At 67.0% G+C, this 24888-nt stretch carries 23 protein-coding genes; all 23 read right to left on the bottom strand.

Annotation, left to right across the window (positions count from 1 at the left end; translation table 11 throughout):
• Positions 1–6 precede the first annotated feature (6 nt).
• The 23 genes from fliG to flgE all read right to left on the bottom strand — a co-directional run bounded on the left by fliG (position 7) and on the right by flgE (position 24877).
• On the bottom strand, positions 7–993 hold the full coding sequence (gene fliG, locus BKE09_RS00480) for a flagellar motor switch protein FliG (RefSeq protein ID WP_024958226.1): 987 nt from the start codon (positions 991–993) through the stop codon (positions 7–9).
• Between the two features lie 7 nt (positions 994–1000).
• A complete protein-coding gene (fliF, locus tag BKE09_RS00475) occupies positions 1001–2647 on the bottom strand; it encodes a flagellar basal-body MS-ring/collar protein FliF (RefSeq protein ID WP_075674535.1) in 1647 nt (548 codons plus the stop codon).
• Positions 2648–2660: 13 nt separating this feature from the next.
• Entirely contained in the window at positions 2661–3026 is a 366-nt protein-coding gene (fliE, locus tag BKE09_RS00470; protein ID WP_014037113.1) for a flagellar hook-basal body complex protein FliE, read from the bottom strand.
• A gap of 426 nt (positions 3027–3452) precedes the next feature.
• Positions 3453–3869 (bottom strand): hypothetical protein, encoded by a 417-nt coding sequence (locus tag BKE09_RS00465; RefSeq protein ID WP_075674534.1) that lies wholly within the window; start codon positions 3867–3869, stop codon positions 3453–3455.
• A gap of 185 nt (positions 3870–4054) precedes the next feature.
• On the bottom strand, positions 4055–5557 hold the full coding sequence (locus BKE09_RS00460; protein ID WP_075674533.1) for a sigma-54 dependent transcriptional regulator: 1503 nt from the start codon (positions 5555–5557) through the stop codon (positions 4055–4057).
• Entirely contained in the window at positions 5554–5931 is a 378-nt protein-coding gene (locus BKE09_RS00455) for a response regulator transcription factor (protein WP_010485922.1), read from the bottom strand. The genes BKE09_RS00460 and BKE09_RS00455 overlap by 4 nt, the downstream gene beginning before the upstream one ends.
• Positions 5932–5945: 14 nt before the next feature.
• Positions 5946–7355, bottom strand: a complete 1410-nt coding sequence (gene rpoN, locus BKE09_RS00450) for an RNA polymerase factor sigma-54 (protein ID WP_075674532.1) — start codon at positions 7353–7355, stop codon at positions 5946–5948.
• 323 nt (positions 7356–7678) lie between these two features.
• Positions 7679–8311: a response regulator transcription factor gene (locus BKE09_RS00445; protein WP_005413261.1), complete on the bottom strand. Its 633-nt coding sequence runs from the start codon at positions 8309–8311 to the stop codon at positions 7679–7681.
• A 92-nt stretch (positions 8312–8403) separates the two neighbouring features.
• Positions 8404–8982 (bottom strand): PilZ domain-containing protein, encoded by a 579-nt coding sequence (locus BKE09_RS00440; protein WP_075674531.1) that lies wholly within the window; start codon positions 8980–8982, stop codon positions 8404–8406.
• The gene (locus BKE09_RS00435) at positions 8979–9272 is read right to left on the bottom strand and encodes a hypothetical protein (RefSeq protein WP_010485909.1); all 294 of its coding nucleotides are present in this window, start codon (positions 9270–9272) and stop codon (positions 8979–8981) included. The genes BKE09_RS00440 and BKE09_RS00435 overlap by 4 nt, the downstream gene beginning before the upstream one ends.
• Entirely contained in the window at positions 9269–9685 is a 417-nt protein-coding gene (fliS, locus tag BKE09_RS00430; RefSeq protein WP_005416447.1) for a flagellar export chaperone FliS, read from the bottom strand. The genes BKE09_RS00435 and fliS overlap by 4 nt, the downstream gene beginning before the upstream one ends.
• Positions 9686–9813: 128 nt before the next feature.
• The gene (fliD, locus tag BKE09_RS00425; protein WP_075674530.1) at positions 9814–11232 is read right to left on the bottom strand and encodes a flagellar filament capping protein FliD; all 1419 of its coding nucleotides are present in this window, start codon (positions 11230–11232) and stop codon (positions 9814–9816) included.
• Positions 11233–11673: 441 nt separating this feature from the next.
• Entirely contained in the window at positions 11674–12852 is a 1179-nt protein-coding gene (locus tag BKE09_RS00420) for a flagellin (RefSeq protein WP_075674529.1), read from the bottom strand.
• Positions 12853–12938: 86 nt separating this feature from the next.
• A complete protein-coding gene (locus BKE09_RS00415) occupies positions 12939–14123 on the bottom strand; it encodes a flagellin (RefSeq protein ID WP_014037120.1) in 1185 nt (394 codons plus the stop codon).
• 72 nt (positions 14124–14195) lie between these two features.
• A complete protein-coding gene (locus BKE09_RS00410; protein ID WP_049442737.1) occupies positions 14196–15416 on the bottom strand; it encodes a flagellin in 1221 nt (406 codons plus the stop codon).
• 423 nt (positions 15417–15839) lie between these two features.
• Complete coding sequence (flgL, locus tag BKE09_RS00405; protein WP_075674528.1) at positions 15840–17042, bottom strand: flagellar hook-associated protein FlgL; 1203 nt, start codon at positions 17040–17042, stop codon at positions 15840–15842.
• Positions 17039–18919, bottom strand: a complete 1881-nt coding sequence (gene flgK / locus BKE09_RS00400; RefSeq protein WP_075674527.1) for a flagellar hook-associated protein FlgK — start codon at positions 18917–18919, stop codon at positions 17039–17041. Before flgK ends, flgL begins: the two co-directional genes overlap by 4 nt.
• An 8-nt stretch (positions 18920–18927) precedes the next feature.
• Positions 18928–20127: a flagellar assembly peptidoglycan hydrolase FlgJ gene (gene flgJ / locus BKE09_RS00395; protein ID WP_075674526.1), complete on the bottom strand. Its 1200-nt coding sequence runs from the start codon at positions 20125–20127 to the stop codon at positions 18928–18930.
• 1 nt (position 20128) lies between these two features.
• Positions 20129–21265 (bottom strand): flagellar basal body P-ring protein FlgI, encoded by a 1137-nt coding sequence (locus BKE09_RS00390; protein WP_075674525.1) that lies wholly within the window; start codon positions 21263–21265, stop codon positions 20129–20131.
• 2 nt (positions 21266–21267) lie between these two features.
• Complete coding sequence (gene flgH, locus BKE09_RS00385) at positions 21268–21960, bottom strand: flagellar basal body L-ring protein FlgH (RefSeq protein WP_075674524.1); 693 nt, start codon at positions 21958–21960, stop codon at positions 21268–21270.
• Between the two features lie 22 nt (positions 21961–21982).
• Positions 21983–22768 (bottom strand): flagellar basal-body rod protein FlgG, encoded by a 786-nt coding sequence (gene flgG, locus BKE09_RS00380; RefSeq protein WP_005416457.1) that lies wholly within the window; start codon positions 22766–22768, stop codon positions 21983–21985.
• Between the two features lie 103 nt (positions 22769–22871).
• Positions 22872–23621 carry a flagellar basal body rod protein FlgF gene (locus tag BKE09_RS00375; RefSeq protein WP_014037127.1) on the bottom strand — a complete coding sequence of 250 codons (750 nt, stop codon included), beginning with the start codon at positions 23619–23621 and terminating at the stop codon, positions 22872–22874.
• A 32-nt stretch (positions 23622–23653) separates the two neighbouring features.
• A complete protein-coding gene (flgE, locus tag BKE09_RS00370) occupies positions 23654–24877 on the bottom strand; it encodes a flagellar hook protein FlgE (protein WP_075674523.1) in 1224 nt (407 codons plus the stop codon).
• Positions 24878–24888 lie beyond the last annotated feature (11 nt).

Here is a 24888-nt window from a genome sequence, read left to right as displayed (position 1 = left end):
CGTTGCTCACAGCATGGCCTCCGCGCTGCCACCGATGGTGACCGTGCCTTCATCGGCCATGCGCTTGACGATGGCCAGGATCTCGCGCTGTGCGCCTTCCACGTCGGACAGGCGCACCGGGCCGCGGGCCTCCATGTCTTCCAGCAGGATTTCGGCCGCGCGCTGCGACATGTTGCGGGTGATCTTGTCGCGCACCTTGATGTCGGCACCGCGCAGGGCCAGGCCCAGGCGCTCGCCGCTCACTTCGCGCAGCACCAGCTGCATCTCGCGATCGTCGAGGTCGACCAGGTCGTCGAACACGAACATCAGGTCCTGGATGCGGTTGCTCAACGGCGCATCGATACGGGCGATCTCGCCCAGGATCGCCTGGTCCTGGCCGCTGTCCATGAAGTTCAGGATGTTGGCCGCGCACTGCACGCCGCCGATGTTGGACGACTTCAGGTTCTGGTTGCCGGCGAACTGGCGCTCCATGATCTCGTTGAGTTCATTGAGCGCGTTCGGCGGAATGCCATCGAGGGTGGCGATGCGCAGCAGCACGTCCACGCGCGTGCGGTCCGGCAGCAGCTTCAGCGCGTCGGCGGCCTGGTCGGTTTCCAGGTGTGCCATCACGATGGCGATGATCTGCGGGTGCTCGTTGCGCACCAGGTCGGCCACCGCGCGCGGGTCCATCCACTTCAGTGCATCCAGGCCGGTGGTGTTGCGGCCGAGCAGGATGCGGTCGATCAGGTTGCCGGCCTTCTCGCTGCCCAGCGCCTGCACGAGCATGTTGCGGATGTAGTCGTCCGAGCCCACGCCCAGCGAGGTCTTCGAGCCCAGCTCCTGGCCGAACTGGTCCATCACCCGTTCCACCTGTTCGCGGGTGATGTCGGTCATGGTGGCCATGGCGATGCCGATTTTCTGCACTTCCTTGGGTTCCATATGGCGCAGCACTTCGGCCGCATCCAGCTCACCCAGCGAAAGCAGCAGTACGGCGGCGCGCTGCACGCCGGTCAGTGGTGCCTCAGTCATTGGCCACCCAACCCTTGACCACCTGGGCCACGCGCTTGGAGTCGGTCTTCACGGCTTCACGCGCCATCCGCAGTCGTTCCTCATATGAATCCACCGGCAGGGCCAGCGCATCCGGCCCGCTCAGGCTGGCCCGGTCGGCGCCCAGCGCCGGCAGCGGCATGCCATCGTCATCGACCAGCTGCACGTCCGCGGTATGCGGCTCGAGTGCCTGTTCGTCGCTCTTCTTGCCCTGGCCGGTGATCGCGCGCAGCGCCGGGCGCAGCACGCCGAACAGCAGCGCCAGCACCACCACCGCGCCAAGCAGCATGCGGCCGGCATCGTGCACCCACGGCAGTTCCCACCAGGCCGGGCCTTCGACCGGCGTGGTGTCACGCACGAACGGGGCATTCATCACCGACACAGTGTCGCCACGCTCGGCGTTGAAGCCGACGGCCTGCTTGACCAGCGCCTCGACGCGGGTCAGTTCGGCGGCCGACAGCGGCTGCGGTGCGACCTTGCCGTTGGCACCGGCGCGCGGCACGTTGTCCACCAGCACCGCCACCGACACGCGTTTGATGCGGCCGGCCGGCTGGCGGGTGTGCTGCAGGGTGCGGTCCAGCTCGTAGTTGCGGGTCGCGTTCTTGCTGCTTTCGGTCGGGGTCTGCGCGGTGGCCGGTGCGGCCTGCTGGCCCGGCGGGCTGTTGCTGGTCGCACCCGGCACGCCCTGCGGGCCCGGCGTGCTGGTGGTGTTCTCGCTCATCTGCTCGCTGCGCAGCTTCTGCGGTTCACCGTTGTAGAGCTCGCGGGCTTCCTCGGTCACCGAGAAATCCATGTCCACGCTCACTTCCGGGTTGACGCGGCCGGGGCCGGTCATCGGTTCCAGCAGTTCGCGGATGCGCTGGTTGAACGAGGTTTCCTGGCGGCGCACCTGCTCGAACTGGGCCGCGTTGACCGCCGCCTCGCTGTTCGGGTCGGTGATGCTGAGCATGCGCCCGCTCTGGTCGACCACGGTCACCCGTTCCGGGGCGAGGTCCGGAATGCTGGCCGCGACCATGTGCACGATGGCATCGACCTGGCTGCGTTCCAGCTGCTGGCCGCCACGCAGTTCCAGGGTGACCGAGGCGCTGGCCACGTCACGCTGGCGGGTGAACGCGCTGGGCTTGGGAATGGCCAGGTGCACGCGCGAATCGCGCACCGGGCGCAGCGTGTTGATGGTGCGAGACAGCTCGGTTTCCAGCGCGTGCTGGTAGCGCGCGCTTTCCACGAACTGGCTGACGCCGAAGCCCGGATCGCGTTCCATCAGCTCGAAGCCGAGCTTGCCGCTGTCGGTCAGGCCGGAGCCGGCCAGCTTCAGGCGGGCATCGTGCAGGTTCTTTTCCGGCACGGTAATGCCACCGGTGGCGGGGTCGAGCGCGAACGGAATCTGCGCGGCGCGCAGCAGGTCGGTCGCTTCAGCGGTCGCCTTCTGGTCCAGGCCGGTGTACAGCGGGACCATGCCCGGCTTCTGCGACCAGAAGAACACGGACAGGCCTGCCGCCACCGCCACTGCGATCATCGCCATCAGGCCCAGCCGACGGGTGATCTGCAGACTCTGCAGGCGGTCGAACCATTGCCCGGCCTTCTCGGCGTTCAGGCTGTCCTTGGAGAGCGTCAGTGCCATGCGTCAACGTTCCTTACAGCGGCATGTTCATCACGTCCTGGTAAGCCTGGACGAGACGGTTGCGGACTTCCACGGTGGCGCGGAAGGCGATCTGGGACTGCTGCGAGGCGACCATCACCTTGGCCAGGTCGGCGCTGGGGTCGCCCATTTCGAAGGCCTTGGCGAGGGCGCCGGATTTCTGTTGCGCATCGTTGACGCCGGCAATCGCACCACGCAGGGTTTCGGTGAAGCTGGCCGGCTGCACCTGCGGCGCATCCAGCACCGTGCCCGGGAGGGCATTGCTGCGCGGCGTTTCGCCCAGCGGGTTGAGCGCCGGCTGTCCCATCTGGGTCTGATAGGAGCGGATCTGCGAAAGGATCGAAGTGACGGAGTGGGACATCTGCAACGGTTCCAGAAACAGGGGATGGGGTTGTCTGCTGGAGCAGGTGCAAGTGCCGTGCCGAAACCGGTTTTCGATTCAGTGAAGTGAGGGTTGTGGATGTGCTGGCAGGGCTGCGCCCTGCACCCGCCGAATCAACGTCAACGTCAACGGCGGGCTATCCGTGGGATGGCGGGGTGGGTCCGGTTGCGGGGGGCGCCGTGAATACGTCCCTGTAGGCTCGGTCGCGCCATCCATGGCGCTCACGCCCCCGCAACCGGACCCACCCCGCCTTCGACAGTTGGCCGCGATCTGTTGGAACCTGCTGCTGATGATGATGGTGATGGTGGGTGCCGACCGTTGGTCGGCACGGGGTCGGATCCCGTTGCTGTGCAACGGGCTCTGACCCCATTGAAGGCGCCATTTATCCGGCGTCGGTTTTCTGGCCTACGGCTGCAGGGTCCAGCGGCCGGAATTCTGGCGCTGGCGCGGTGCGATGGGGCCGTCGTGCTGGGTGTAGATGAAGTGGCCCTGGCGGTCGCTCAGGCAGGTCAGCAGCAGGGTGTAGCGGGCGGGGCCGGCCGGGTGGGCTTCGGTCATCTGGATTTCCCCGATATGCGGGGCCAGGCGCTGGTAGCGGTAGCTGCCGCCGATGCGCAGGTTGGTGCCGAGGATGTCCAGCACGTACTGGTTGCCGGCAAAGCTGAGCTGCACCATGCGGCCCGCGTTGGGATTGTCCGGTGCGTACAGCGGGTCGCTGAGGTTGGTGAACTGGCGTTGGTCGAGCGTGGCGGGCAGGGTGCAGTTGGCCGCGGTGGCCAGGGCCGGGCAGAGCAGGGCGGCGAGCAGGATCAGGTGATGCATGGTGGGACCTCGTTGGGATGTCCTTGCCATGCTCCGCAGTGCGGTCGTGTTGTCTCTAGGAAAACCTGCAAATGCAATGGGGGTCAGATCCCTTTCCTGCGGAAAGGATCTGACCCCGGGTGCCACAAACACCAACGCCCGGGCAAGCCCAGGCGTTCGTGCCCCCTTCATGCTGGTAGCACGCTTCAGCCGGCCAGTTCGGCCTGCTCGCGTTCGATGCCGTACTTGCGCAGCTTTTCCACCAGGGTGGTGCGGCGCAGGCCAAGCAGCTGGGCGGCGTGGGCGACCACGCCCTGGGTGCGCTCCAGTGCTTCGTTGATCAGGCCCAGTTCGATGTTGGCCATGTGGTTGCGCAGGTCCAGGCCGTCGTCGGGCAGTGCCGCCGGGGCTGCAGCGCGATTGACCGCGATGCCGTGCTCCAGCGCTGGCTGGCCGCCGCTGCCCGGGGTATGGAAGGAGAAGCTGCGCAGGTCCAGGCGTTCTTCGCTGGCGACCGGAGCCGCCGGTGCCGGCGCCGGGACGGCCAGCGCGGCATCGCCACGATAGCGGGCCGGCAGGTCCTGTACGCGCACCGAGCCACCCGGATGCAGCACCGCCAGGCGCTCGACCAGGTTGGTCAGCTCGCGCACGTTGCCCGGCCATTCGTAGCTGGACAGCGCCTGCAGCGCTTCGGGCGTGAAGCGCACTTCGCCACGGCCGGTGCGGGCTAGCTGTGCGGCGATGGTTTCCACCAGCGCCGGCAGGTCTTCGCGACGCTCGCGCAGGGCGGGCACGTCGATCGGGAACACGTTGAGGCGGTAGAACAGATCCTCGCGGAACTTGCCCTCGGCGATGCGGGTTTCCAGGTCGCGATGGGTCGCGGCCACGACGCGGACATTGCAGCGGATGGTCTGGTTGCCACCGACGCGCTCGAAGCTGCGTTCCTGCAGCACGCGCAGCAGCTTCACCTGCATCGGCAGGCTCATGTCGCCGATTTCGTCGAGCAGCAGGGTGCCGCCCTCGGCCATTTCAAACCGGCCCTTGCGTGCGGTCAGTGCGCCAGTGAAGGCACCCTTCTCGTGGCCGAACAGTTCGCTTTCCAGCAGGTCGGCCGGAATGGCGCCGCAGTTGATCGCCACGAACGGGCCATCGCGGCGCGGCGAGCGCTGGTGGATGGCGCGCGACACCACTTCCTTGCCGGTACCGGATTCGCCCAGCACCAGCACGGTGGTGTCGAACGCGGCCACCTGTTCGATCATGGTGCGCAGCTCGGTCACCGCCGGGCCGTTGCCGGTTGGCCCCTGGTCCTGCGCGGCGCCGGCCTGGTGCTCGGCGTCCAGGCGCTTGAGGCTGGCGCGGCGCAGCAGGGCCTCCATCTGCGCGTGGCGCAGCGGCGTTTCCAGCGGCCAGATGTTGGCTTCGTGCAGGCCGTGCTGCTGGGCAAACGCTGCGGCATCACCATCGGCCAGCAGCACCGGCGGCGGCAGGCTGCTGCCGCCCAGCCAGTTGTACAGCGCCGTGCTGGCAGCGGTGTCGTCCAGGCTGCCGACGATCACCGCCATCCAGTCATTCTGGCGCTGGCGGCCCAGGTCGAAGTCGGCCGCGTCGGAAACCCAGCGCGGGTTGAAGTCCATGAATTCCAGCAGGGCAACGGTGCGCTCTGCACGCACGGCGTCGTTGTCCAGCACAAGGATGCGCGATTCGCTCACGATCGATCCTCCCTGAGGCCTTCCAGGATCGGCATGACTTCCTGGATGTAGGACAGCTTGCTGACAAAATTGTCGGCGCCGGCACGCAGCGCGTGTTCGCGGTGCTCGGCGTCGTCGAAGTGGCTGGCGATCACGATGTACGGTGCATCGTCCTGCGACTTGATCAGGCGGGTGGCCTGCAGGCCACCCATTTCCGGCATGGCCAGGTCCATCAGCACCACCTGCGGGCGCAGCGTTTCCGAGCGCTCGATCGCTTCCAGGCCGTTGCCGGCACTGCCGACGATTTGCAGCCAGTCGATCTTGCGGAAATGGCGCATCGCCGCGTTGATGAAGCCCTCGTGGTCATCGACCAGCAGGACCGTGAGCTTGTTCATGTCCAACATCCTTTTCAGCCCACCCGGGCCAGCTGGGGTTGCCTGGCGCTGAGCCGGCGCCGTTCGCGGGCCGGGGCGATATCCAGTTGTTCTCGGTATTTTGCGACGGTTCGGCGTGCAATGTTCACCCCTTGGCGTGACAGCAGGCCGGCAATGGCCTCGTCGGCCAGCGGGCGGCCGGCCGGTTCGGCGTCGATCAGGCGGCGGACCATGGCCTTCACCGCCTGGCCGGAGACGCTGGCGCCTTCGAGGCGCACGGCGAAGAAGTGCTTCAGTTCGAATGTGCCGCGCGGGGTCTGCAGGAACTTGCCGGTGGTGATGCGCGAGACGGTGGACTCGTGCATGCCGATTTCCTCGGCCACTTCCTTCAGGGTCAGCGGGGCCATGGCCTCTTCGCCACGGACCAGGAAGGCGGCCTGCCGTTCGACGATCACCCGTGCGGTGCGCAGCAGGGTGTCGTAGCGCATCGACAGGCCGCGGCTGAACCAGCGCGCTTCCTGCAGCATCTCGCGCAGCGCCGGGGCGGCTTCGCTGGTTTCGGCCAGGGCCTGTTCGTACTGGCTGTTGATCGAGACGCGGCGGCTGGTGGCCGGGTTCAGGGCGACCTTCCATTGCCCATCGGCGTGCCAGGCGACCACGTCCGGCACCACCACGGCGTTGCGTTCGGGCAGCAGGCTGTCGCCGGGGCGCGGCTGCAGCGAGAGGATCAGGCGCACCGCCTCGCGCACGTCGTCGATCTCGGCGTCGTGCTGACGGGCGAGGGCGGGATAGTCGTGGGCGGCCAGCGCGTCGAGCGCACCATCGAGAATGCGGGCCGCCAGGTGGCGGGCCGGCACCACGCCCTGCAGGCTGCACAGCTGGGCCTGCAGGCCTTCGCGCAGGTCCTGCGCGGCCATGCCGGCAGGCTCGCCGTGCAGCAGCTGCTGGCGGATGGCTTCCACGCCGTCGGCGGCAATGTCGAACTGGGCGCTGGCGAGAAGCTGCAGCTGGTCCAGCGGTGCCTGCAGGTAGCCGGCTTCATCGCAGTGGTCCAGCCAGAACGCGGCCACCGCCAGCTGGCGGTCGTCCATGTCCAGCGACAGGCGCTGCAGCACGCGCAGCTGCGGGTCGGTCGACTCGCCGGCGGCGATGCGCGCCATGCGGTCGTCGTCACCGTCCTGCCAGTTGGCACCCGCCACGTCCCACATCGACGACTCGGGCAGTTCGTCGAAGGCGGCGGTGTCGAGGGTGGTGGCACTCGCTTCGGTGGCCTCGGCCGCGGGCGCTTCGGCCTCTTCGATCTCCAGCAGCGGGTTGGAGTCCAGCAGGCGCTGGATTTCCTGTTCCAGGTGCAGGCCATCGAGCTGCAGCAGCCGGATCGACTGCAGCAACTGCGGGGTGAGGTGAAGTTGTTGGCCCAGCTGGGTCGAGAGTGCAGCCTTCATCGTGGTTCCCCGGCACCGCTCCCCGGCGCCTTGTGGAACGCATCTTGCTTTTGATCCGGCGGGCGCGGAATCAGGGGGTTCCTGAGGGCTCTCGTAGATATCCCTACAGGATGTAAGGGTTTCCCCTACATTGGCGCGGGATGTTGACGAAGGTCGCCGCCAAGCCATTGATTCATGGTGCCGAATCGACCGTGTTCGCGGGGCGCCATGTACGGATTCCTGTCAGGGCCTGTCAGGGTGACGGGATTTCGTCGCCCGTGAAGTGCTGGGCAAGGGTCAGATCCCTTTCCGCAGGAAAGGGATCTGACCCCACCAGCAGACAATCATTCCAGCTCGTGCTGGTGGCGTGCGGCCAGCAGCAACAGGTCATTGGCGCGCCGGCAACCCAGCGACTCCATCATGCGTGCGCGGTGGGTCTCCACCGTCTTGACGCTGATGCCGAGATCGGCGGCGATTTCCTTGTTGCTCTCGCCCTTGCCGATGCGGCGCAGGATCTCGCGCTGGCGCGGCGACAGCGCGGCGATGCCGGTGGGCTTTTCGCGGCCCAGCATGGGCGCCAGCATCTTGGCCGAGATCTGTGGGCTCAGGAACACCTGGCCGGCGTGCGCGGCGCGCAGCGCCAGTTCCAGCTCCTGCGGTGCCGCATCCTTCACCACGAAACCGACCGCGCCACGATCCAGCGCGTCGCGCACGTGCGCGGCGTCGTCGTGCATGGTCATCATCACCACCCGGGTGCCGGGCGCGCGCAGGCGGATGTCGCTGAGTGCTTCCAGGCCGGTGCGGCCGGGCAGCGAGAGGTCCATCAGCACCACGTCCGGTGCGTGCTGCAGGGCCAGCTGCAGGGCCTGCTCGGCGTTGCTGGCCTCGGCGACGAGCTGCACGTCGGCAAACCCCTGCAGCAGCCGCGCCAGGCCGGCGCGGACGAGGGTGTGATCGTCGACGATGAGAACTCGCACAGGCACGCAACGGATCCGTGTAGGGGAGTCCACCTTAACTTAGCTGAACGGGCGCGCCAAGGGTCGGCCGTGCAGTGCCAGGGTGGCGGGTTTCAACGTGCGCGACGCGCCTCGGCCACCTGGCGGCGGTGCAGGCGGAACAGGTGCCGCTCCATCGCCATCTCCAGGCCGTCGCCCAGGCGCTGGAAGCGCAGCCACAGGAAGTGGCCGCCACTGCCGTCGGCCGCCTCGGCGATGACTTCTACCGGCAGGTCGATGTGGTCGGGCAGCCAGTCGCTGGGCTGCAGGCGCACCACGCCGGCCTGGCCGGGGGTGGCACCACTGCGCGGGCCCAGCTGAAGGCGGATGCCACGGCGCGACCAGCGCACCGGGCGCAGGGTCAGCTCCTGGCCCTGCTGGCGCACCAGCCGGCCGAGCAGCACCATCGCCAGGTCCAGCTTGGCTTCCAGGCGCTGCAGCTGCAGGCTGGCTTCGTTGCGTTCGTCATGCTCGTCGACGCGGCTGTCCTCGACCAGCGCCAGGCTGCGCAGCAGGCCTTCGGCGCTGCTGGTGCGGCCGGCCGCGCTGCCCGCCTGGAATTCGACGGGCAGGGCCAGTTCGCAGCTGAGCGTCTCGTCGAACAGCTCGCTTTCGGCCGGGTGGTGCAGCGAGGTGGTCGGCAGCGAGGTCATGCCAGCGATTCTGCCTGCAGGTAGGCATGCGCCGCGCGAAGGGAGCGCTGGCCGTCGTTCATCAGTGCGGCCACGGCATCACGGCGCTGGCGCAGCAGGCCGAGCAGATTCTGCTGGCGCTCAAACAGGGCCGTCAGCGGAGCGTGGTCGGCGGCGGTCAGCGGCTGGCTGAGCAGGGCGTGCAGGGTGCTGTCGTGGCCGTCGAGCAGGCTGTCGGCCTGGTCGAGGGATTCTTCGCCCAAGGCCTTCTCGAAGGCATCCAGCTGCGCATGCAGTTCGTGCAGGCTCATGGCGCCACCGCGGCCGGGCGGCGCTGTTCGTGCGGGATCGCATTCCAGGCGCTGTCGATCTCGCCCAGCAGCTGCAGCGATTCATCCAGCGCGGCACGGTCGTTGTGCAGGTTGGCCTCGGTCAGGCGCTGCAGCACGTAGTCATAGAGCGCCGACAGGTTTCCGGCGATCTCGCCGCCAGCCTCATGGTCCAGCGAGCCGTTGAGGTGGCCGACGATCGCGCAGACTTCGCCGATCGCCTTGCCCTTGCCGGCCTGGTCGCCACGCTCGAGGCTGGCCAGGGCGCGCCGCACGCGCTCCAGCGCACCGGCCAGCAGCATCGCCACCAGCTTGTGCGGATCGGCATCGGCGACCGCACTGGTCACTCCCACCTGGCGGTACTGCTCGGCATATTGACGGCTGGAACCGTACATTCGTGATTCTCCTTGCGCGGGGTGCCGTCGGGTGATCGTGGGGATCGGTGCCGACGGCGCGGCGATGATTGCTGTTGCGTCCGTTATCGGTGCGTTGCACGGCAAACTTGAGTGCCGCGCACGCATCGTCAGCGGTTCAGCTGTGCCAGCTGCTGCTGCAGCGCGGTATTGCTCTGCTGCAACTTGCCCATCAGGCTGTCCAGCGCCAGGAACTGTTTCTTGTAACGCTCTTCCACGCTCTTCATGCGCGTGTCGAGATCCTTGCGGCGCTTGTCGATGTTGTCCAGCGTGGTGTTCAGGCCCTTGGTGCGGGCGACGAACGCGCCCTCCTTGCCGACCGTGGTGCTGACGTAGCCGTCGACCATCGTGTACAGCGTGCCTGCACCGCCGGTATCGCCGGTGATGGCCGAGCGGATCTTTTCGGGCTGGCTGGCCAGTGCTGCGGCAAACTTGGTGGTGTCCAGCACCAGGGTGCCGTCGGCGTTGGGATAGCCGCGCGTCTGCAGGCCCAGCACCTTCGGGTCCAGGCCATCGGCGGAAAGCGCCTTCAACACCCCCGACATCACCGAGCGCAACTGGCTGGAGGCACCACGCATCTGCGCGTCGCCGGTCAGCGTGGCGGCTTCCTTGGTCTTGGCGTCGTACTTGGTTTCGGTATTGATCGCTGCGATCGCCGCGTTGTAGGCGGTCACGAACTCCTGCATGACCTTGGTCGCGGCGGCGGTGTCGGTGCTGATCACCACCGTGCTCTTGCCGGGAATCTTGAGGTTCAGGGTCAGGCCCGGCACCGCGTCCGCCACGGTGTTGCTCGCACTGACAACCGTCACGCCGTCGATGGTCAGCTCGGCATCGGCCGCCGGGGTGTTCTGCTTGAGACTGCCGACCAGTGCACCCAGCTTCGGGTCGCTGCCGCTGTACTCCAGCTTGATCGCATTGGCGGCGCCGGTCTTTTCCTGGGCGATCGACAGGTACTGGTTGTCGCCGGAGCTGATCAGCGTGGCCTGCACGCCGTCCTTGCGGCCGGCGGCGTCGATCTTGTTGCGGATGGTGGTCAGCGTATCGCCGTCCTCCACCGCCACGTTCATGGTCTTGGCCTTGTCACCAACGCCAACGGTCAGCGTCAACGTTCCGGCGCCGAAGGTGTCGGTCTTGGGGAACGAGGTGTCGGCAATCAGCTTGTGCGCCGTGGCGAGGGATTTCACCTCCACCAGGTGGGTGCCGTTGGAGGCCGCTGCCTTGGTCGTGCCGACGTCGTACAGCGCCACCGATGCGGTCAGCACGTCGTCGGCGTTGGTCGGGCCGGCCTTGCCGGTGGCGGTCACGGTACGGGTATCGAAGGCGGTGGTGGCCTTCAGTGCGGTCAATGCCGTCTTGAGCTTGTCGAACGCCGCAGTGACGGTGCCGATCGACGACAGCTGCATCTTGGCCTTGGACTGCTGCAGGTTCAGCGCATTGTCGGCGGGCTTGCGGTCAGCTGCGACCAGCTGGTTGACGATGCTGGAAATATCCAGTCCCGAGCCGATGCCACCGTATCCAAAGTCTGCCACGTCGTTTCTCCTGGTATCCGGGCCTGGCCGCCGTGCGGTGGCCCGTCGTCAACGAAAATAGCGGCCTGCGCCGCTGGGTCTTGAGGACTTCGTTGATGCATGTGCCGTGCCAATGGCCTGGCGCGGTTTCTGGCACGCGGGTTGCAGGAGGGTTGGGGCAGGGTGCGGGTAGGTTCACCGCGGGCTGCCGGGAGTCTGCAAAAAGCCCTCCCCCAATGCAGGGGAGGGATCAGGCTACTGACAATCGGGGGGAGACGAAGCCGCCCGGTACGTACAGTCAAAGGTACAGCGCTGAAAGAGAGGTCCGCAGGAGCGGGCGATGCCAAGCCGGTTCGGGAGTGATCCCGGGCCGGGCATGGCCCGCGCCTTCGTGCATCGTGGCTTTCCGGTTGCCGCTACCGTCGGTTCGACCCGACGGTAGCGGCGCCTTCTTGCCGTGGATCAGCGCAGCAGGCTGAGCACGCCCTGCGGCACCTGGTTGGCCTGGGCCAGCATGGCCGTACCGGCCTGCTGCAGGATCTGGGTGCGGGTCAGTTCGGCGGTTTCCTTGGCGAAGTCGGTGTCCTTGATGCGGCTGCGCGACGCCGACAGGTTTTCCGACGAGGTCTGCAGGTTGGCCACCACCGAGGTGAAGCGGTTCTGGATCGCACCGAGGTCCGCGCGGGTGCTGTTGATCGCACCCAGGGCCTTGTCGACCACTTCCAGCGCCTGCTGGGCGCCGAGCACGGTGCTCACGTCCAGCTTCTGCACGTTGGCCGAGGTATCGGTGCCGGCGGTGTAGGCGCCCGCAGCCGCCGCGGTGCCCCAGGTCTTGGCGGTCGCGTCGTAGTCGCTGCGCATCAGGGCGATATCGGCAGCGGCGACAGCCTTGCCTTCCTTCACCGAGCTCAGCTTCAGGGTGCCGTCGGAATTGGCTTCGGCGTAGATGCCGGCCTCGCCGATCTTGGCGTTGATGGCGGTGGCGACGGCCTTGGAGGCATCGGCCGTGGTGGCGCCGGCCTTCACTTCAACCGTGCCGATATCCACGCCCATCACGGTGCCGGAGAAGCGGGCGCCGTCGGTGCTGGCAGCCAGGGCGGCAGTTGCGCCAGTGGCGAAGGTCGAGGTGCCCAGCGAGCCGGCCTTGGCATCGATGGTCTTGTCGATGGCGATGGCCTGGCCGGCGTTGGCACCGACCTGGAACAGCTGGCTGGAGAAGGTGCCGTCCAGCAGCTTGGTGCCGTTGAAGTCCGACTGCTTGGCGACGCGGTCGATTTCCGAGACCAGCTGGGTCACTTCGGCCTGCAGTGCCTTGCGGTCGCTGGCCGAGTTGGTGGCGTTGGAGGCCTGCACCGACAGCTCGCGGACGCGCTGCAGGTTGTTGCCGATTTCGGTCAGCGAACCTTCGGCGACCTGGGCCAGCGAGATACCGTCGTTGGCATTGCGGATGGCGACGTCGGTACCGCGGATCTGCGTGCCGAAACGCTCGGAGATCGCCAGGCCGGCGGCGTCGTCCTTGGCGCTGTTGATGCGCGAACCGGAGGACAGGCGCTGGATGGTGGTAGCCAGCGAGCTGCCGCTGGTGCTCAGGTTGCGCTGAGCATTCAGGGACATCGTATTGGTGTTGATGACTTGTGCCATGGTGCTTTTCCTTTGGCGAAGGTGGAACGTGTTTCAGGATCCGGGCGCCGCGTCATGCGGCGCCCGGAGGTCGATCAGCGAGCGGATCAGCGCAGCAGGCTGAGCACGCCCTGCGGCACCTGGTTGGCCTGGGCCAGCATGGCCGTACCGGCCTGCTGCAGGATCTGGGTGCGGGTCAGTTCGGCGGTTTCCTTGGCGAAGTCGGTGTCCTTGATGCGGCTGCGCGAAGCCGACAGGTTTTCCGACGAGGTCTGCAGGTTGGCCACGACCGAGGTGAAGCGGTTCTGGATCGCACCGAGGTCGGCGCGGGTGCTGTTGATCGCACCCAGGGCCTTGTCGACGATTTCCATCGCCTGCTGGGCGCCCTTCACGGTGCTGACGTCCAGGTCGCTGGCGTACTTGGCGGCCGGCGCGGCAGTCGAGGCGGTGAAGGTCGGCGCGGTGGCGCCGGTCCAGGTGCCCGGGGTCGCGGTGATGGCCTTGAACGAGCCATCGGCGTTGACGCTGTCCTTGACCGAGGTCAGGGTCACGCCGGTGGTGCCGTTCACTTCCGCGAACACGCCGGTCTCGCCGATCTTGGCGTTGATCGCGGTCACCAGTGCTTCACGCGAGGCCTTGCCGGTGGCAGCGGCGTCGGCGCCCTGCTTGACCGAGACATCGGCAATGGCAACGCCATTGATCTGCAGGCCGCTGGTGCTGAAGTCAGCGTTGGTGCCCGGGTCGGCCAGGGCCAGCGAGTTGGTGTCGAACTTGGCGCCGCCCAGGGCATTGGCCTTGGCATCGATGGTCTTGTCGATGGCGATGGCCTGGCCGGCGTTGGCACCGACCTGGAACAGCTGGCTGGAGAACGAACCGTCCAGCAGCTTGGTGCCGTTGAAGTCCGACTGCTTGGCGACGCGGTCGATTTCCGAGACCAGCTGGGTCACTTCGGCCTGCAGCGCCTTGCGGTCGCTGGCCGAGTTGGTGGCGTTGGAGGCCTGCACCGACAGCTCGCGGACGCGCTGCAGGTTGTTGCCGATTTCGGTCAGCGAACCTTCGGCGACCTGGGCCAGCGAGATACCGTCGTTGGCATTGCGGATGGCGACGTCGGTACCGCGGATCTGCGTGCCGAAACGCTCGGAGATCGCCAGGCCGGCGGCGTCGTCCTTGGCGCTGTTGATGCGCGAACCGGAGGACAGGCGCTGGATGGTGGTAGCCAGCGAGCTGCCGCTGGTGCTCAGGTTACGCTGAGCATTCAACGACATCGTATTGGTGTTGATGACTTGTGCCATGAGGAGAGGTCCTTGAGCGGTTGCACGTGAGTTGGGTTAGACGCCCCCGACGTGCCCCGGGGGCGGCTCATGTCAGCGCTGCAACAGGCTGAGCACGTTCTGCGGTACCTGGTTGGCCTGGGCCAGCATGGCCGTACCGGCCTGCTGCAGGATCTGGGTGCGGGTCAGTTCGGCGGTTTCCTTGGCGAAGTCGGTATCGCGGATGCGGCTGCGCGATGCGGACAGGTTCTCCGAGGAGGTCTGCAGGTTGGCCACCACCGAGGTGAAGCGGTTCTGGATCGCACCGAGGTCGGCGCGGACGCTGTTGACCGATTCCAGGGCCTTGTCGACGATCGACATCGCCTTCTGTGCGCCTTCGGCGGTGGTGACGTTCAGGTCTTTGACGAAGCTGGCCGCTGCACCGGTCAGGGTGCCGCCGTTGGTGCTGGTCTCGGTCAGGCCCAGGCCGGCGATGGTCGCGGCGGTGGCGCCGGCCGGCGGGGTCGCCGCGCTGACACCCAGGGCGAAGGTCTGGCCATCCTTGACCGAGGCCAGGCTGATGACGCCGGCATTGACCGAGGCAACCACGCCGGTTTCACCCAGCTTGTTGTTGATCGCCGCCGCGGTGGCCGAGGTGATCGACTCGCCGGCCTTCACCGTGAAGTCGCTGATGGTGACCGTGGTGGCGGTGCCGCCCGGCGGGGTCACCGAGACCTGCAGGCCGGAGTAGGTGGTGTCGGCGGTGGCCTTGTCGGCCGCTGCCAGGCTGGTGCCGGTGTAACCGTTGGCGAAGGTGGCCGCGCCCAGCGAATCCGCCTTGGCGTTGACCACGCTGTTGATGGCAATGGCCTGGCCGGCGTTGGCGCCCACCTGGAACAGCTGGCTGGTGAAGCTGCCGTCCAGCAGCTTGGTGCCGTTGAAGTCGGCCTGCTTGGCGACGCGGTCGATCTCGCTGACCAGCTGGGTCACTTCAGCCTGCAGGGCCTTGCGGTCGCTGGCCGAGTTGGTGGCGTTGGACGCCTGCACACCCAGTTCGCGGATACGCTGCAGGTTGTTGCCGACTTCGTTCAGCGAACCTTCGGCGACCTGGGCCAGCGAGATGCCGTCGTTGGCGTTGCGGATGGCCACGTCCAGACCACGGATCTGGGTGGTGAAGCGCTCGCTGATGGCCAGGCCGGCCGCGTCGTCCTTCGCGCTGTTGATGCGCAGGCCGGACGAGAGGCGCTGGATGGTGGTAGCGAGCGAGCTGCCGCTGGTGCTCAGGTTGCGCTGAGCGTTGAGCGACATCGTATTGGTGTTGATTACCTGTGCCATGGGGTCGTCTCCTCTTATATGGAACCCGTTGGTGAATGAAACGAAGCGCCGCCTGTTTTTTTGTGTGGCTGTGTGCTTCGCTGTTGCCAAATGAATAACGGCGCTTTGTCAACAACCTTTAGCCGTGAATTCCGCTGGAGCCAGAATTCGTTGCTGGAAGCTGTTTTTCCGGGGTTTTCCGCCCGGTTGCCAGGGTGGAAGCGGCCCCGGAAGGGGCGGTCGGGCGGGGCCTGACCAGCGCTGATGAAGGTATCGGCGGGGTGCGGCCGGGCTTGATGGGCAATCACGGAAATTCGGCCGGAGACGGCCAGATGGCGCCAGCGCCGGGGCATGCACGGCGTGCGCAGCGGTAGCAGAACCCGCAAACGGAAAAAGCCGCGATGCAGGGCATCGCGGCTTTTCAGGGGTGACGCGGGAGAGGTGTCAGCGCAGCTTGTTGAACAGCGACATCGACTGCATCTGCGAGAAGATCGTCTGTGCCGCCTGCAGCGCGGTGCTCTGCAGCTGGTACTGGCTCAGCGCATCGGCATAATCCAGGTCGCGCATCTGCGACAACGTGGTCTTCAGGGTCACGCCATTGGCCTCGCGCATGTCGGCCGCGTTGTCCAATGCCTTCAACTGCGCACCACCGGCAGCGCGTGAATCGATCATCCGCTCGGAAGCACGCGCCACGTCGCGCAAGGCACTCTGCAGCTGGTTCTGCTGCGCGGTCATCTGCGCGGTGGTGCCGGTGTCGGCGCCCAGCGCTGCCACCAGGTTGTCCATGGTGGCGAAGATGTCGCGGCTGCTGGCGGCCTGTACGTTGAAGCTGTCGCCCGCCGCCGGTGCGCCCGTGATGCGCAGGCGCACACCGTTCACTTCCAGATCGTCGCCAGCCTTGTAGGTGCCGGTGCCGGTCACGTTGCCCGCACCGTCCACCACCTCGTACTGGTTGCCGGTGGTGAAGCGGACGCTGAAGCCCTGGCCGTTCCAGCTGTCGCTGCCGTCGCGGGTGACGTTGGTCAGCACACCGTTGCCGGTGTTGCCGGCCGCGGCGCTGCCGTCAACGAAGCCATCGCCGGTGGGAATGCGCATGAAGATCTCGCTGCCGGGCAGGGCATCGCGCACGTAGGTATCGGGGCCGACTTCAACCTGGCGCTGGGTCTGGTCGCCGCGGTAGACCACCTTGCCGTTGATCTTGGCAAACGGCGGGTCGCCGTCGTTGGTACCACCGAACACGTAGCGACCGGTGCCATCGTCGGCGTTGGCCAGCGACAGCAGGCCATCGCGGATCTGGTTGACTTCGGTGATCAGCGTTTTCTTGTCGGCCGCGCTCAGCGCTGGATTGCTGGCCTGGATGGTCAGATCATTGACGCGTGCCATCAGGTCGTTGACCTGCGCCAGGGTGTTTTCCTGCACGCCCAGGCGGTTCTGCACGTTGCCGGCGTTGAGCTTCATGCGGTCCAGTGCGGCCAGGCTGCGGTCAAGGCCGACCGCAGTGCCGGCGGCAACCGGATCGTCCTTGGCGCTGACGATCTTGCTGCCGGTGGCGATCTGCTGCTCCAGGTGGCTGAGCTTGGCCTGCTTGGCCATCATCAGCGACACGGACTGGTTGAACATCATGCTGGTGGAGATGCGGCTGCTCATCGGCGGACGGCTCCCAGGATGGTCTGGAACATGCTGTCGGCGGTGGAGATCAGCTGCGAGGCGGCCTGGTAGGCCTGCTGCAGGCGCAGCATGTCGGCGGCTTCCTCGTCCAGGTTGACGCCGGAGACTTCATCACGCGCTTCCTGCGCCTTGTCATTGATCACCAGCTGCGCGTCGAGCGAGTACTCGGCCGAGCGGGCGGCGGCGCCGACCTGGGTGGTCAGGCCACCCAGCGCACCGTTCAGTGTCACCGTTCCGGCGTTGAACGCCTTCGCGCTTTCCACCTTGGCCAGCTTGGAGGCGTTGCTGTTGTCCGACGAACCGGCCGGGGTCGGGGTGATGTTGAAGGTATCGCCCACCTTCGGTGCACCGTCCAGCACGAAGCTCCAGCCGTTGGCACTGATGGTCTGGCCGGGCGTGTAGGTCTGCGGCGGGCCACCGTCGATGGTGTAGGTGGTGGCCGAGGTGAACACGATCGCCGACGGATTGCGCAGGTTGGCGTTGGTCGAATCGGTGACGGTGACGCCGCTCAGCTTGCCAGTACCGGTGTTGGCGGTGGCGGCGGCGCCCTTCACCGCTGCAGCGGCGGCGATGCGCGACGGATCGGTGATCGCCACTTCCATGCTGCCGGCCACGCCGGCGGTCGGCTGCAGCAGGAAGCGGTCATTTGCAGCCGGCGTACCGCCCACGACCAGCTTGACGCCGTTGATCACCAGCGGATCGGCGGCGGTGCCAGTTCCGGTCAGCGGAACGCTGGCGCCGGTGTCGGCGCGGCTGGCCTTCCAGTTGGTGCCATCGAACTGCAGCACCACGTTCTGCGCGTCCAGCTTGCCCAGGTCGCCGTAGGTCGCGCTGAGGCTGGCGGTGCCGGTATTGCTGTTGTTGCCGGTGACGCGCGGGTTGCCGATGTTGAAGAAGTCCCCGCCCATCTGGCCATACAGGTCGACGCCCTGGTGGTGCGCCTGGTTGAAGGTTTCGGCCAGGCCCACCGCCAGTTTGCCCAGTTCGGCCTGGGCAGGGGTCAGCACGGTGTCGCGGAACTCCAGCAGGCCACCGATCTGGCCGCCGACCGCCTTCGGGTCCAAGCGGATGGTGTTGCCCTGGGTCTCCAGCGCCAGCTGCAGGCGCTCGGGCTGGTACGGGTCGGCCACGGTGGTGACCTTGGTCGCCGTGGTACCCACCACCAGCGCGTTGCCGCCGGCGGTGTAGACATTCATGATGCCGCCGTCCTGGATCACCGCCGTGCCACCGGTGTAGCCGATCAGCTGGGTGATCAGCTGGTCGCGGCGGTCGAGCAGGTCGGGTGCGGCAGAGGCGATGTTGGTGCCGATGGCGCCGTTGATCTGCGCGATTTCCTGCGCCAGGCGATTGACCTCGGTGGCACCGGCCAGCAGGCCGTTGTTGACCTCGCTGTTGAGGTTGTTCAGGTGCGTATTGAGCTGCACGAAGCGGTTGGCCAACGCCTTGCCGCCGTCGAGCATGTTCTGGCGATCGGCGGTGCCGGCCGCGTTGGACGACAGGCCGCTGACCGAATCGAAGAAGTTCGACCAGACGCCGGCCACATTGGTGGCCGGGTCGGAAACCAGCGCGTTGACGCGGTCGGCCATGCCCGAAAGCTGCTTCAGGCGCGCCAGTTCACCGCTGCTGTCGAGCAGGCGCGAGATCGCCAGCTGGTCGGCCGTGCGGCGGATGTCGGTGATGCGGGTTCCGTTGCCGACCGTGCCATAGCCGTAGTTCTGTGGATCGGCGGTGGCGAAGTTGACCTTCTGCCGGCTGTAGCCGGGCGTATTGAGGTTGGCCACGTTGTGGCTGGTGGTCGCCAACGCACGCTGGAAGGCGAGCAGGGCACCGGTACCGGTGGAAAGTACGCTGGACATGGTGTTCCTCAACGACGAGTGATACCCAGCGCCGCGGTTGCGGTGCTGGCGAAGGTCTGGCCAAGGCGCGAGCCGGCGTCGGCCACGGCGGCCACGGCGCGCTCGATGGTCGGGCCGCCGGCGATCGCGGCGATCTTGGCGGCATAGCGCGGGTCGGTGGCATAGCCGGCGCGCTGCAGGCCACGGGCGAAGCCCTGCACATCGGTGCCGGCCTGCAGGGCCTGCTGGTAGCGCGGGCTGGTCTTCAGCAGGCGCACGTAGTCGGCGAAGCTTTCGGCCGGCGAGCTGTAGGCGCGGAAGCTGGCGGTTTCGTTGCGGCGCACGCCATCCACGTATTCGTGGGTGCCGGCTTCAACGCGCTGGCCGCTCCAGCCGGTGGCCTTGATGCCGAACAGGTTGTGCGAGGTGCTGCCGTCGGACTGGCGGATGTGGCGCTTGCCCCAACCGGTTTCCAATGCGGCCTGGGCGACCAGCGCACGGGCATCCACGCCCAGTTCCCTGGCCGCGCTCTGCGCGTGCTGCCAGATGCTGGCGACGAAACCTTCCGGCGTGTGCGCGCCCAGCTGGGCCACGGCGGTGCGGGTAGCCATCGCATCGGCCGGGCTCGTGGCCGTACCGCGATTGCTGGCCGTCGCCGACCACTGGTCGTTGTTGGCGGACCAGTCCTCGCCCTGCAGGTTGCCGATGTACGGATCTTCGGTTCCCAGCGAGCGGTGCAGGCTGCTGCTTTCGCGACCGGCGATGAGGTCCAGTGCCTGTTCCATCGGTGCCAGCGCGGCCTGTGCGCCGTGCTGTGCGCCGGCCGCCATCTGCTGCAGCATGCGCACGGCCTGGCTGCCATCTTCCAGCGGCAGCGATGGCGCCGGCTTGTCCGGTGCGTTGAGCTGGTAGGCGCGGCTGGCCTTGGCCGGGTCCACGCGGGTATCCAGCGCCGGGCCTTCCGCGGCCTGGCCGGACAGCTGGCGGGTGATCATGCCGGACAGGCCCAGCCCCTTGCCGCGGGTCATCGCCTCGGCAATCTTCTGGTCGTACATGTCGCGGAACATCTTGTTCTCGCCGGGAAACAGCGAGTCGCCGAAGCTGGCATCGCGCATGCTCTTGACCAGCATCTGTGCGAACTGGCCTTCCAGCTGGCGCGCGACCTTGTCGATCTTGGCCGGGTCGTTCTGTTGCGCCGGGTGCAGGTCGAATGCGGGGTTGATGCGCATGTCAGATCACCTCGAGCTCGGCACTCAATGCGCCGGCCTGCTTCAGGGCTTCCAGGATCGCGATCAGGTCGCCCGGTGCCGCGCCCACGGCGTTCACCGCGTGCACGATCTCGTCCAGGGTGGTGCCGCCGCTGAACTTGAACATGCGGCTGCCGTCGTTGGTGGCGGTGATGGTCGACTGCGGGCTGGCCACGGTGCGGCCGCCGGACAGGGCATTGGGCTGGCTGACATTGGTGTTTTCCTGGATCGTCACTGTCAGTGAGCCGTGCGCGATCGCCGCCGGGCCGACCCGCACCTGCTGGCCGATGACCACGGTGCCGGTACGCGAATTGACCACCACCTTGGCCGGGGCGCTGCCCGGGGTCAGCTCCAGGTTCTCGATGCGCGCCAGCAGGCCGATGCGTGCGCCCGGATCGGTCGGCGCAGTCACCGCCACGGTCACGCCGTCAACCGCACGCGCAGCGCCTTCGCCGAACGCGTTGTTGAGCGCGGCGACCATGCGCGAAACCGTGGTGAAATCGTTGTTGTGCAGGTTCAGGGTGATGTCGCCGCCATTGGCGAGCGGATCGGGCAGGGCACGTTCAACCGTGGCGCCATTGGGAATGCGGCCGACGCTGGGCACGTTCACCGAGACGCGCGAGCCATCCTTGCCCTGCGCACCAAAGCCACCGACGATCAGGTTGCCCTGCGCGATGGCATAGATCTGGCCGTCGGCGCCGCGCAGCGGGGCCATCAGCAGCGAACCGCCACGCAGCGACACCGCGTTGCCGATCGAGGACACGGTGATGTCGATCGGCTGGCCCGGCTTGGCAAACGGCGGCAGTTCGGCATGGATCGCGACGGCCGCCACGTTCTTCAGCTGCGGATTGACGTTCGCTGGCACGTTCACGCCCAGCTCGCCGAGCAGGTTCTTCAGGCTCTGCACGGTGAAGGGTGCCTGGCTGGTGCGGTCGCCGCTGCCGTCCAGGCCGACCACCAGGCCGTAGCCCACCAGGGCATTGCGACGCACGCCGCCGACCTGGGCCAGGTCCTTGATGCGCTCGGCGCTGGCCGGTGCTGCCACGGCCAGCAGCATCAGCGCGAGGAACGACGCCACGCGGCGCTGCCAGGAAGAAGAAAGGAGGATTTTCATGGCCATACTCAGAACGGCGTCAGGCCGGAGTTGAAGAAGCGGCTCAGCCAGCCCATCGCGTTGGACTGCGCGACCGGGCCGCGGCCGCCGTAGACGATGCGGGCTTCGGCCACGCGGCTGGAAGGAATGGTGTTGTCCTGGCTGATGTCACCGGGGCGCACGATGCCCTGCACCTGCACCAGTTCATCGCCCTGGTTCAGCCGCAGGTTCTTCTGCCCCTGTACCACCAGGTTGCCGTTGGGCAGGCGCTGGATCACCGTGACCGTGACGCTGCCCTGCAGGCGGTTGCTCTGCGCGCTGTTGCCCTTGCCAGTGAAGTCACGCTTGCCCGCTGCCGTGGCACTGAGGATGTCCTTGCCGCCCAAGGTGACCGGCGCGCCGAGAATGGACGGGGTGCCCAGGCTCAGGTTGGATTCCTTGTTGGTGGCGGTGTTGGCACTGGTCTGCGCGGTGGTGTTTTCCAGCAGGGTGATGGTCAGCAGGTCGCCGACATCGCGTGCGCGGCGGTCCGAGTACAGCTGCAGGGTCGGGCCGGCGGCGTAGATCGCACCGGCGGTCGGCGCGGCCTGCGGCGGCATGATCGGCTGGATCGGCGCCATCGCCGCGTAGGGGCGCACGTCGCCGGCGATCACGCAGCCACCGAGCAGGGCGACCACGGTGCAGGCGAGGGCAGTGCGGAGGAATCTGGAAAGGGGCGACATGGCGGGTTTCCGGTTGGGCCGGTCAGATCTTGTTGTTGAGGTAGCCGAGCATGGAGTCGGTGGTGGAGATCGCCTTGGCATTCATTTCGTAGGCGCGCTGGGTTTCGATCATCGACACCAGCTCTTCGACCACATTGACGTTGCTGCCTTCCAGCGCGCCCTGCACCACGGTGCCGAGACCGTTCAGGCCGGGGTTGCCGTTCTGCGCCGGGCCCGATGCCGTGGTTTCCAGGAACAGGTTCTCGCCGCGTGCCTGCAGGCCGGCCGGATTGACGAAGTCGGTCAGGGTCAACGCGCCCACTTCCACCGAGGCGGCGTTGTCGGCCATCTTTACGCTGATGGTGCCGTCGCTGCCGATGGTCACCGACTGCGCACCCTCGGGAATCTGGATGCCCGGCTGCACCGGGTAGCCGCTATTGGTGACCAGCTCGCTGTCCTGGTTGATCTTGAACGAGCCATCACGGGTATAGGCCGAGCTGCCATCCGGCATCTGCACTTCGAAGAAGCCGCGGCCGTTGACCATCACGTCCAGCGCGCGGCCGGTCTGCTGCTGGCCACCCTGTTCGAAATTCTTGGCGGTGGCGACCACGCGCACACCGGTACCCAGCTGCAGGCCGGTCGGCAGCTGGGTCTGCGCCGACGAAGAGCCGCCAGGCTGGCGTACCTGCTGGTACAGCAGGTCCTCGAAGCTGGCACGGTCCTGCTTGAAGCCGGTGGTGTTGGTGTTGGCGAGGTTGTTGGAAACCACCGACATGCGCATCTGCTGCGCATCCAGTCCGGTTTTCGCGATCCACAATGCCTGGTTCATCTTCGGTGTCCTGTCTGGGTGAAGCCGGCCGCGCGATGCGGCCCTTGGTATCGGGTGTGCAAGCGGTGTGCCAGCGCCATGCAAGGGCGGCGCCGGAATTCCGTCAGCTGCCCAGGCGCAGCAGGCTGTTGGCACTGCGCGCGTTGTCGTCGCCGTGCTTGATCACCTGCACCTGCATTTCGTACTGGCGCTGCAGCTGGATCATCTGCACCAGTGCACCGGCGGCATCGACGTTGCTGCCTTCCAGCTGGCCGCTGTGCACGGCGGTGCCCTGCGCCGGGGCGAACGGCTGGCGCGGGTCGGTGTTGCGGAACAGGCCATCCAGGCCGCGCTCGAGGCGCTCGTCCGGCGCCTGCACCACCTTGATCCGGCCGATCTGCGCCATCGTCTGCGGGCCTTCACCCTGCGGGATGATCGAGATCGTGCCGTCGCCGCCGATCTCCATCGCCTGGTAGGGCGGGATGGCGATCGGGTTGTTGTTGTCATCCAGTACCGTGCGGCCGCCGGAAGTCACCAGTTGACCGTTCGGGGTCACCGACAAGGCCGCGCCGCGCGTGTAGGCTTCGCTGCCATCGCTGGACTGCACCGCCAGCCAGGTGCCGCTCTGCAGCGCCAGATCCAGCGGCTTGCCGGTGATGTGCTGCGCGCCGGGCCGGCGGTTGAAGCCGGCGTCGACGTGCAGCGCATCCACCCGCGAGGCAAAGCCCGGGCCCTTGATCGGGAAGGCTTCGGTGTTGGCCAGCGCTTCCTTGAAGCCAGGGGTGTCCGAGTTGGCGAGGTTGTGGCTGAGCGTTCCCTGCGCCTGCAGGGAGGCGCGGGCACCGGTCATCGCCACGTAAAGGGCTTTATCCATGCGGGGAGTTCCGTGACAGGGTCAGCAGCTCATCAACGGATGTTGATGACGGTCTGGGTGATCTGGTCCTGCGTGGTGATCATCTGCGCGTTGGCCTGGAAGTTGCGCTGCGCGGTGATCATGTTGACCAGCTGCTCGGTGAGATCGACGGTGGACGCTTCCAGCGAGCCGGCCTGGATCTTGCCGAGGTTGGAGGTGTCCGGCATGCCGGTGCGCGGCGTGCCCGATTCGAAGGTCTCCACCCACAGGTTGTTGCCCTTCGATTCCAGGCCCTGCGTGTTGTTGAACGTGGTCAGTGCGACCTGGCCCAGCGGCTTGTCGTCGCCGTTGGAATAGCGGGCGTAGACCACGCCGGATTCGGACACGGTCACTTCATTGAGCTTGCCGGCGGCATAGCCGTCCTGCTGGGTGTTGCGCAGCGCGAACTTCTCGCCGTACTGGGTCGAACCGCTGATATCCAGCGTCATGTTCAACTGGCCGGCACCGGTGGTCGGGGTGAAGGTGCCGAGGCTGACCTTGCCGTTGGCGGGTGCGACCAGCTTGCCGCTGTTGTCGAAGGTGACCGGGGTCGGTGCGCCGGCCGGCTGGCCATCGACATAGTTGCGCACGGTCCATTCGTTGGGGTTGGCGCCCTTCACGAAGTACGAGACCTGGATGTGGCTCACGCCCAGCGAGTCGTACACGGTGATGCCACCGCTGGAGTAGTTGTAGCTGTTCGAATCGGTCGGGTCGAAGGTCGCCACCGTCGGCTGCTTGGCGTTGGCCGGCAGGGTGAAGCCAACCTTCACTTCGCTGGTCTGCTTCGGCGGGCTGTCGGTGGTCAGCAGCTGCAGGTCGACCAGGCGGCCGGCATCGAAGTTGGTGCCATCGGCATTCGGTGCGAACACCTGCAGGCGTGCGCCCTGCGGATTGACCACGTAACCGGCCGAGTCGGTCTGGAAGTTGCCGGCACGCGAGTACACGCGCGAACCATTCATGTTCATGGTGAAGAAGCCTTCACCGGAAATGGCCATGTCCAGGCTGCGCCCGGTCTGCTCGTTGTGGCCCTGGATGAACTGCTGGGCGACGTTGGAAACGCGCACGCCCGAGCCGGTCTGGTTCTTCGACAGGCCGTAGCTGGTCGAAGCGAACAGGTCGGCGAACTCCGCGCGCGACTGCTTGAAGCCGGTGGTGTTGACGTTGGCGACGTTGTTGGCGGTGACGCTCAGGTCGGTGTTGGCGGCATTGATGCCGGACAGCGAGACATTGAAGCCCATGGGATGCTCCT

This window comes from Stenotrophomonas sp. TD3 (genome assembly GCF_001939825.1).
Lineage (GTDB): Bacteria > Pseudomonadota > Gammaproteobacteria > Xanthomonadales > Xanthomonadaceae > Stenotrophomonas.
This window is presented reverse-complemented; position numbering and strand designations above follow the sequence as displayed.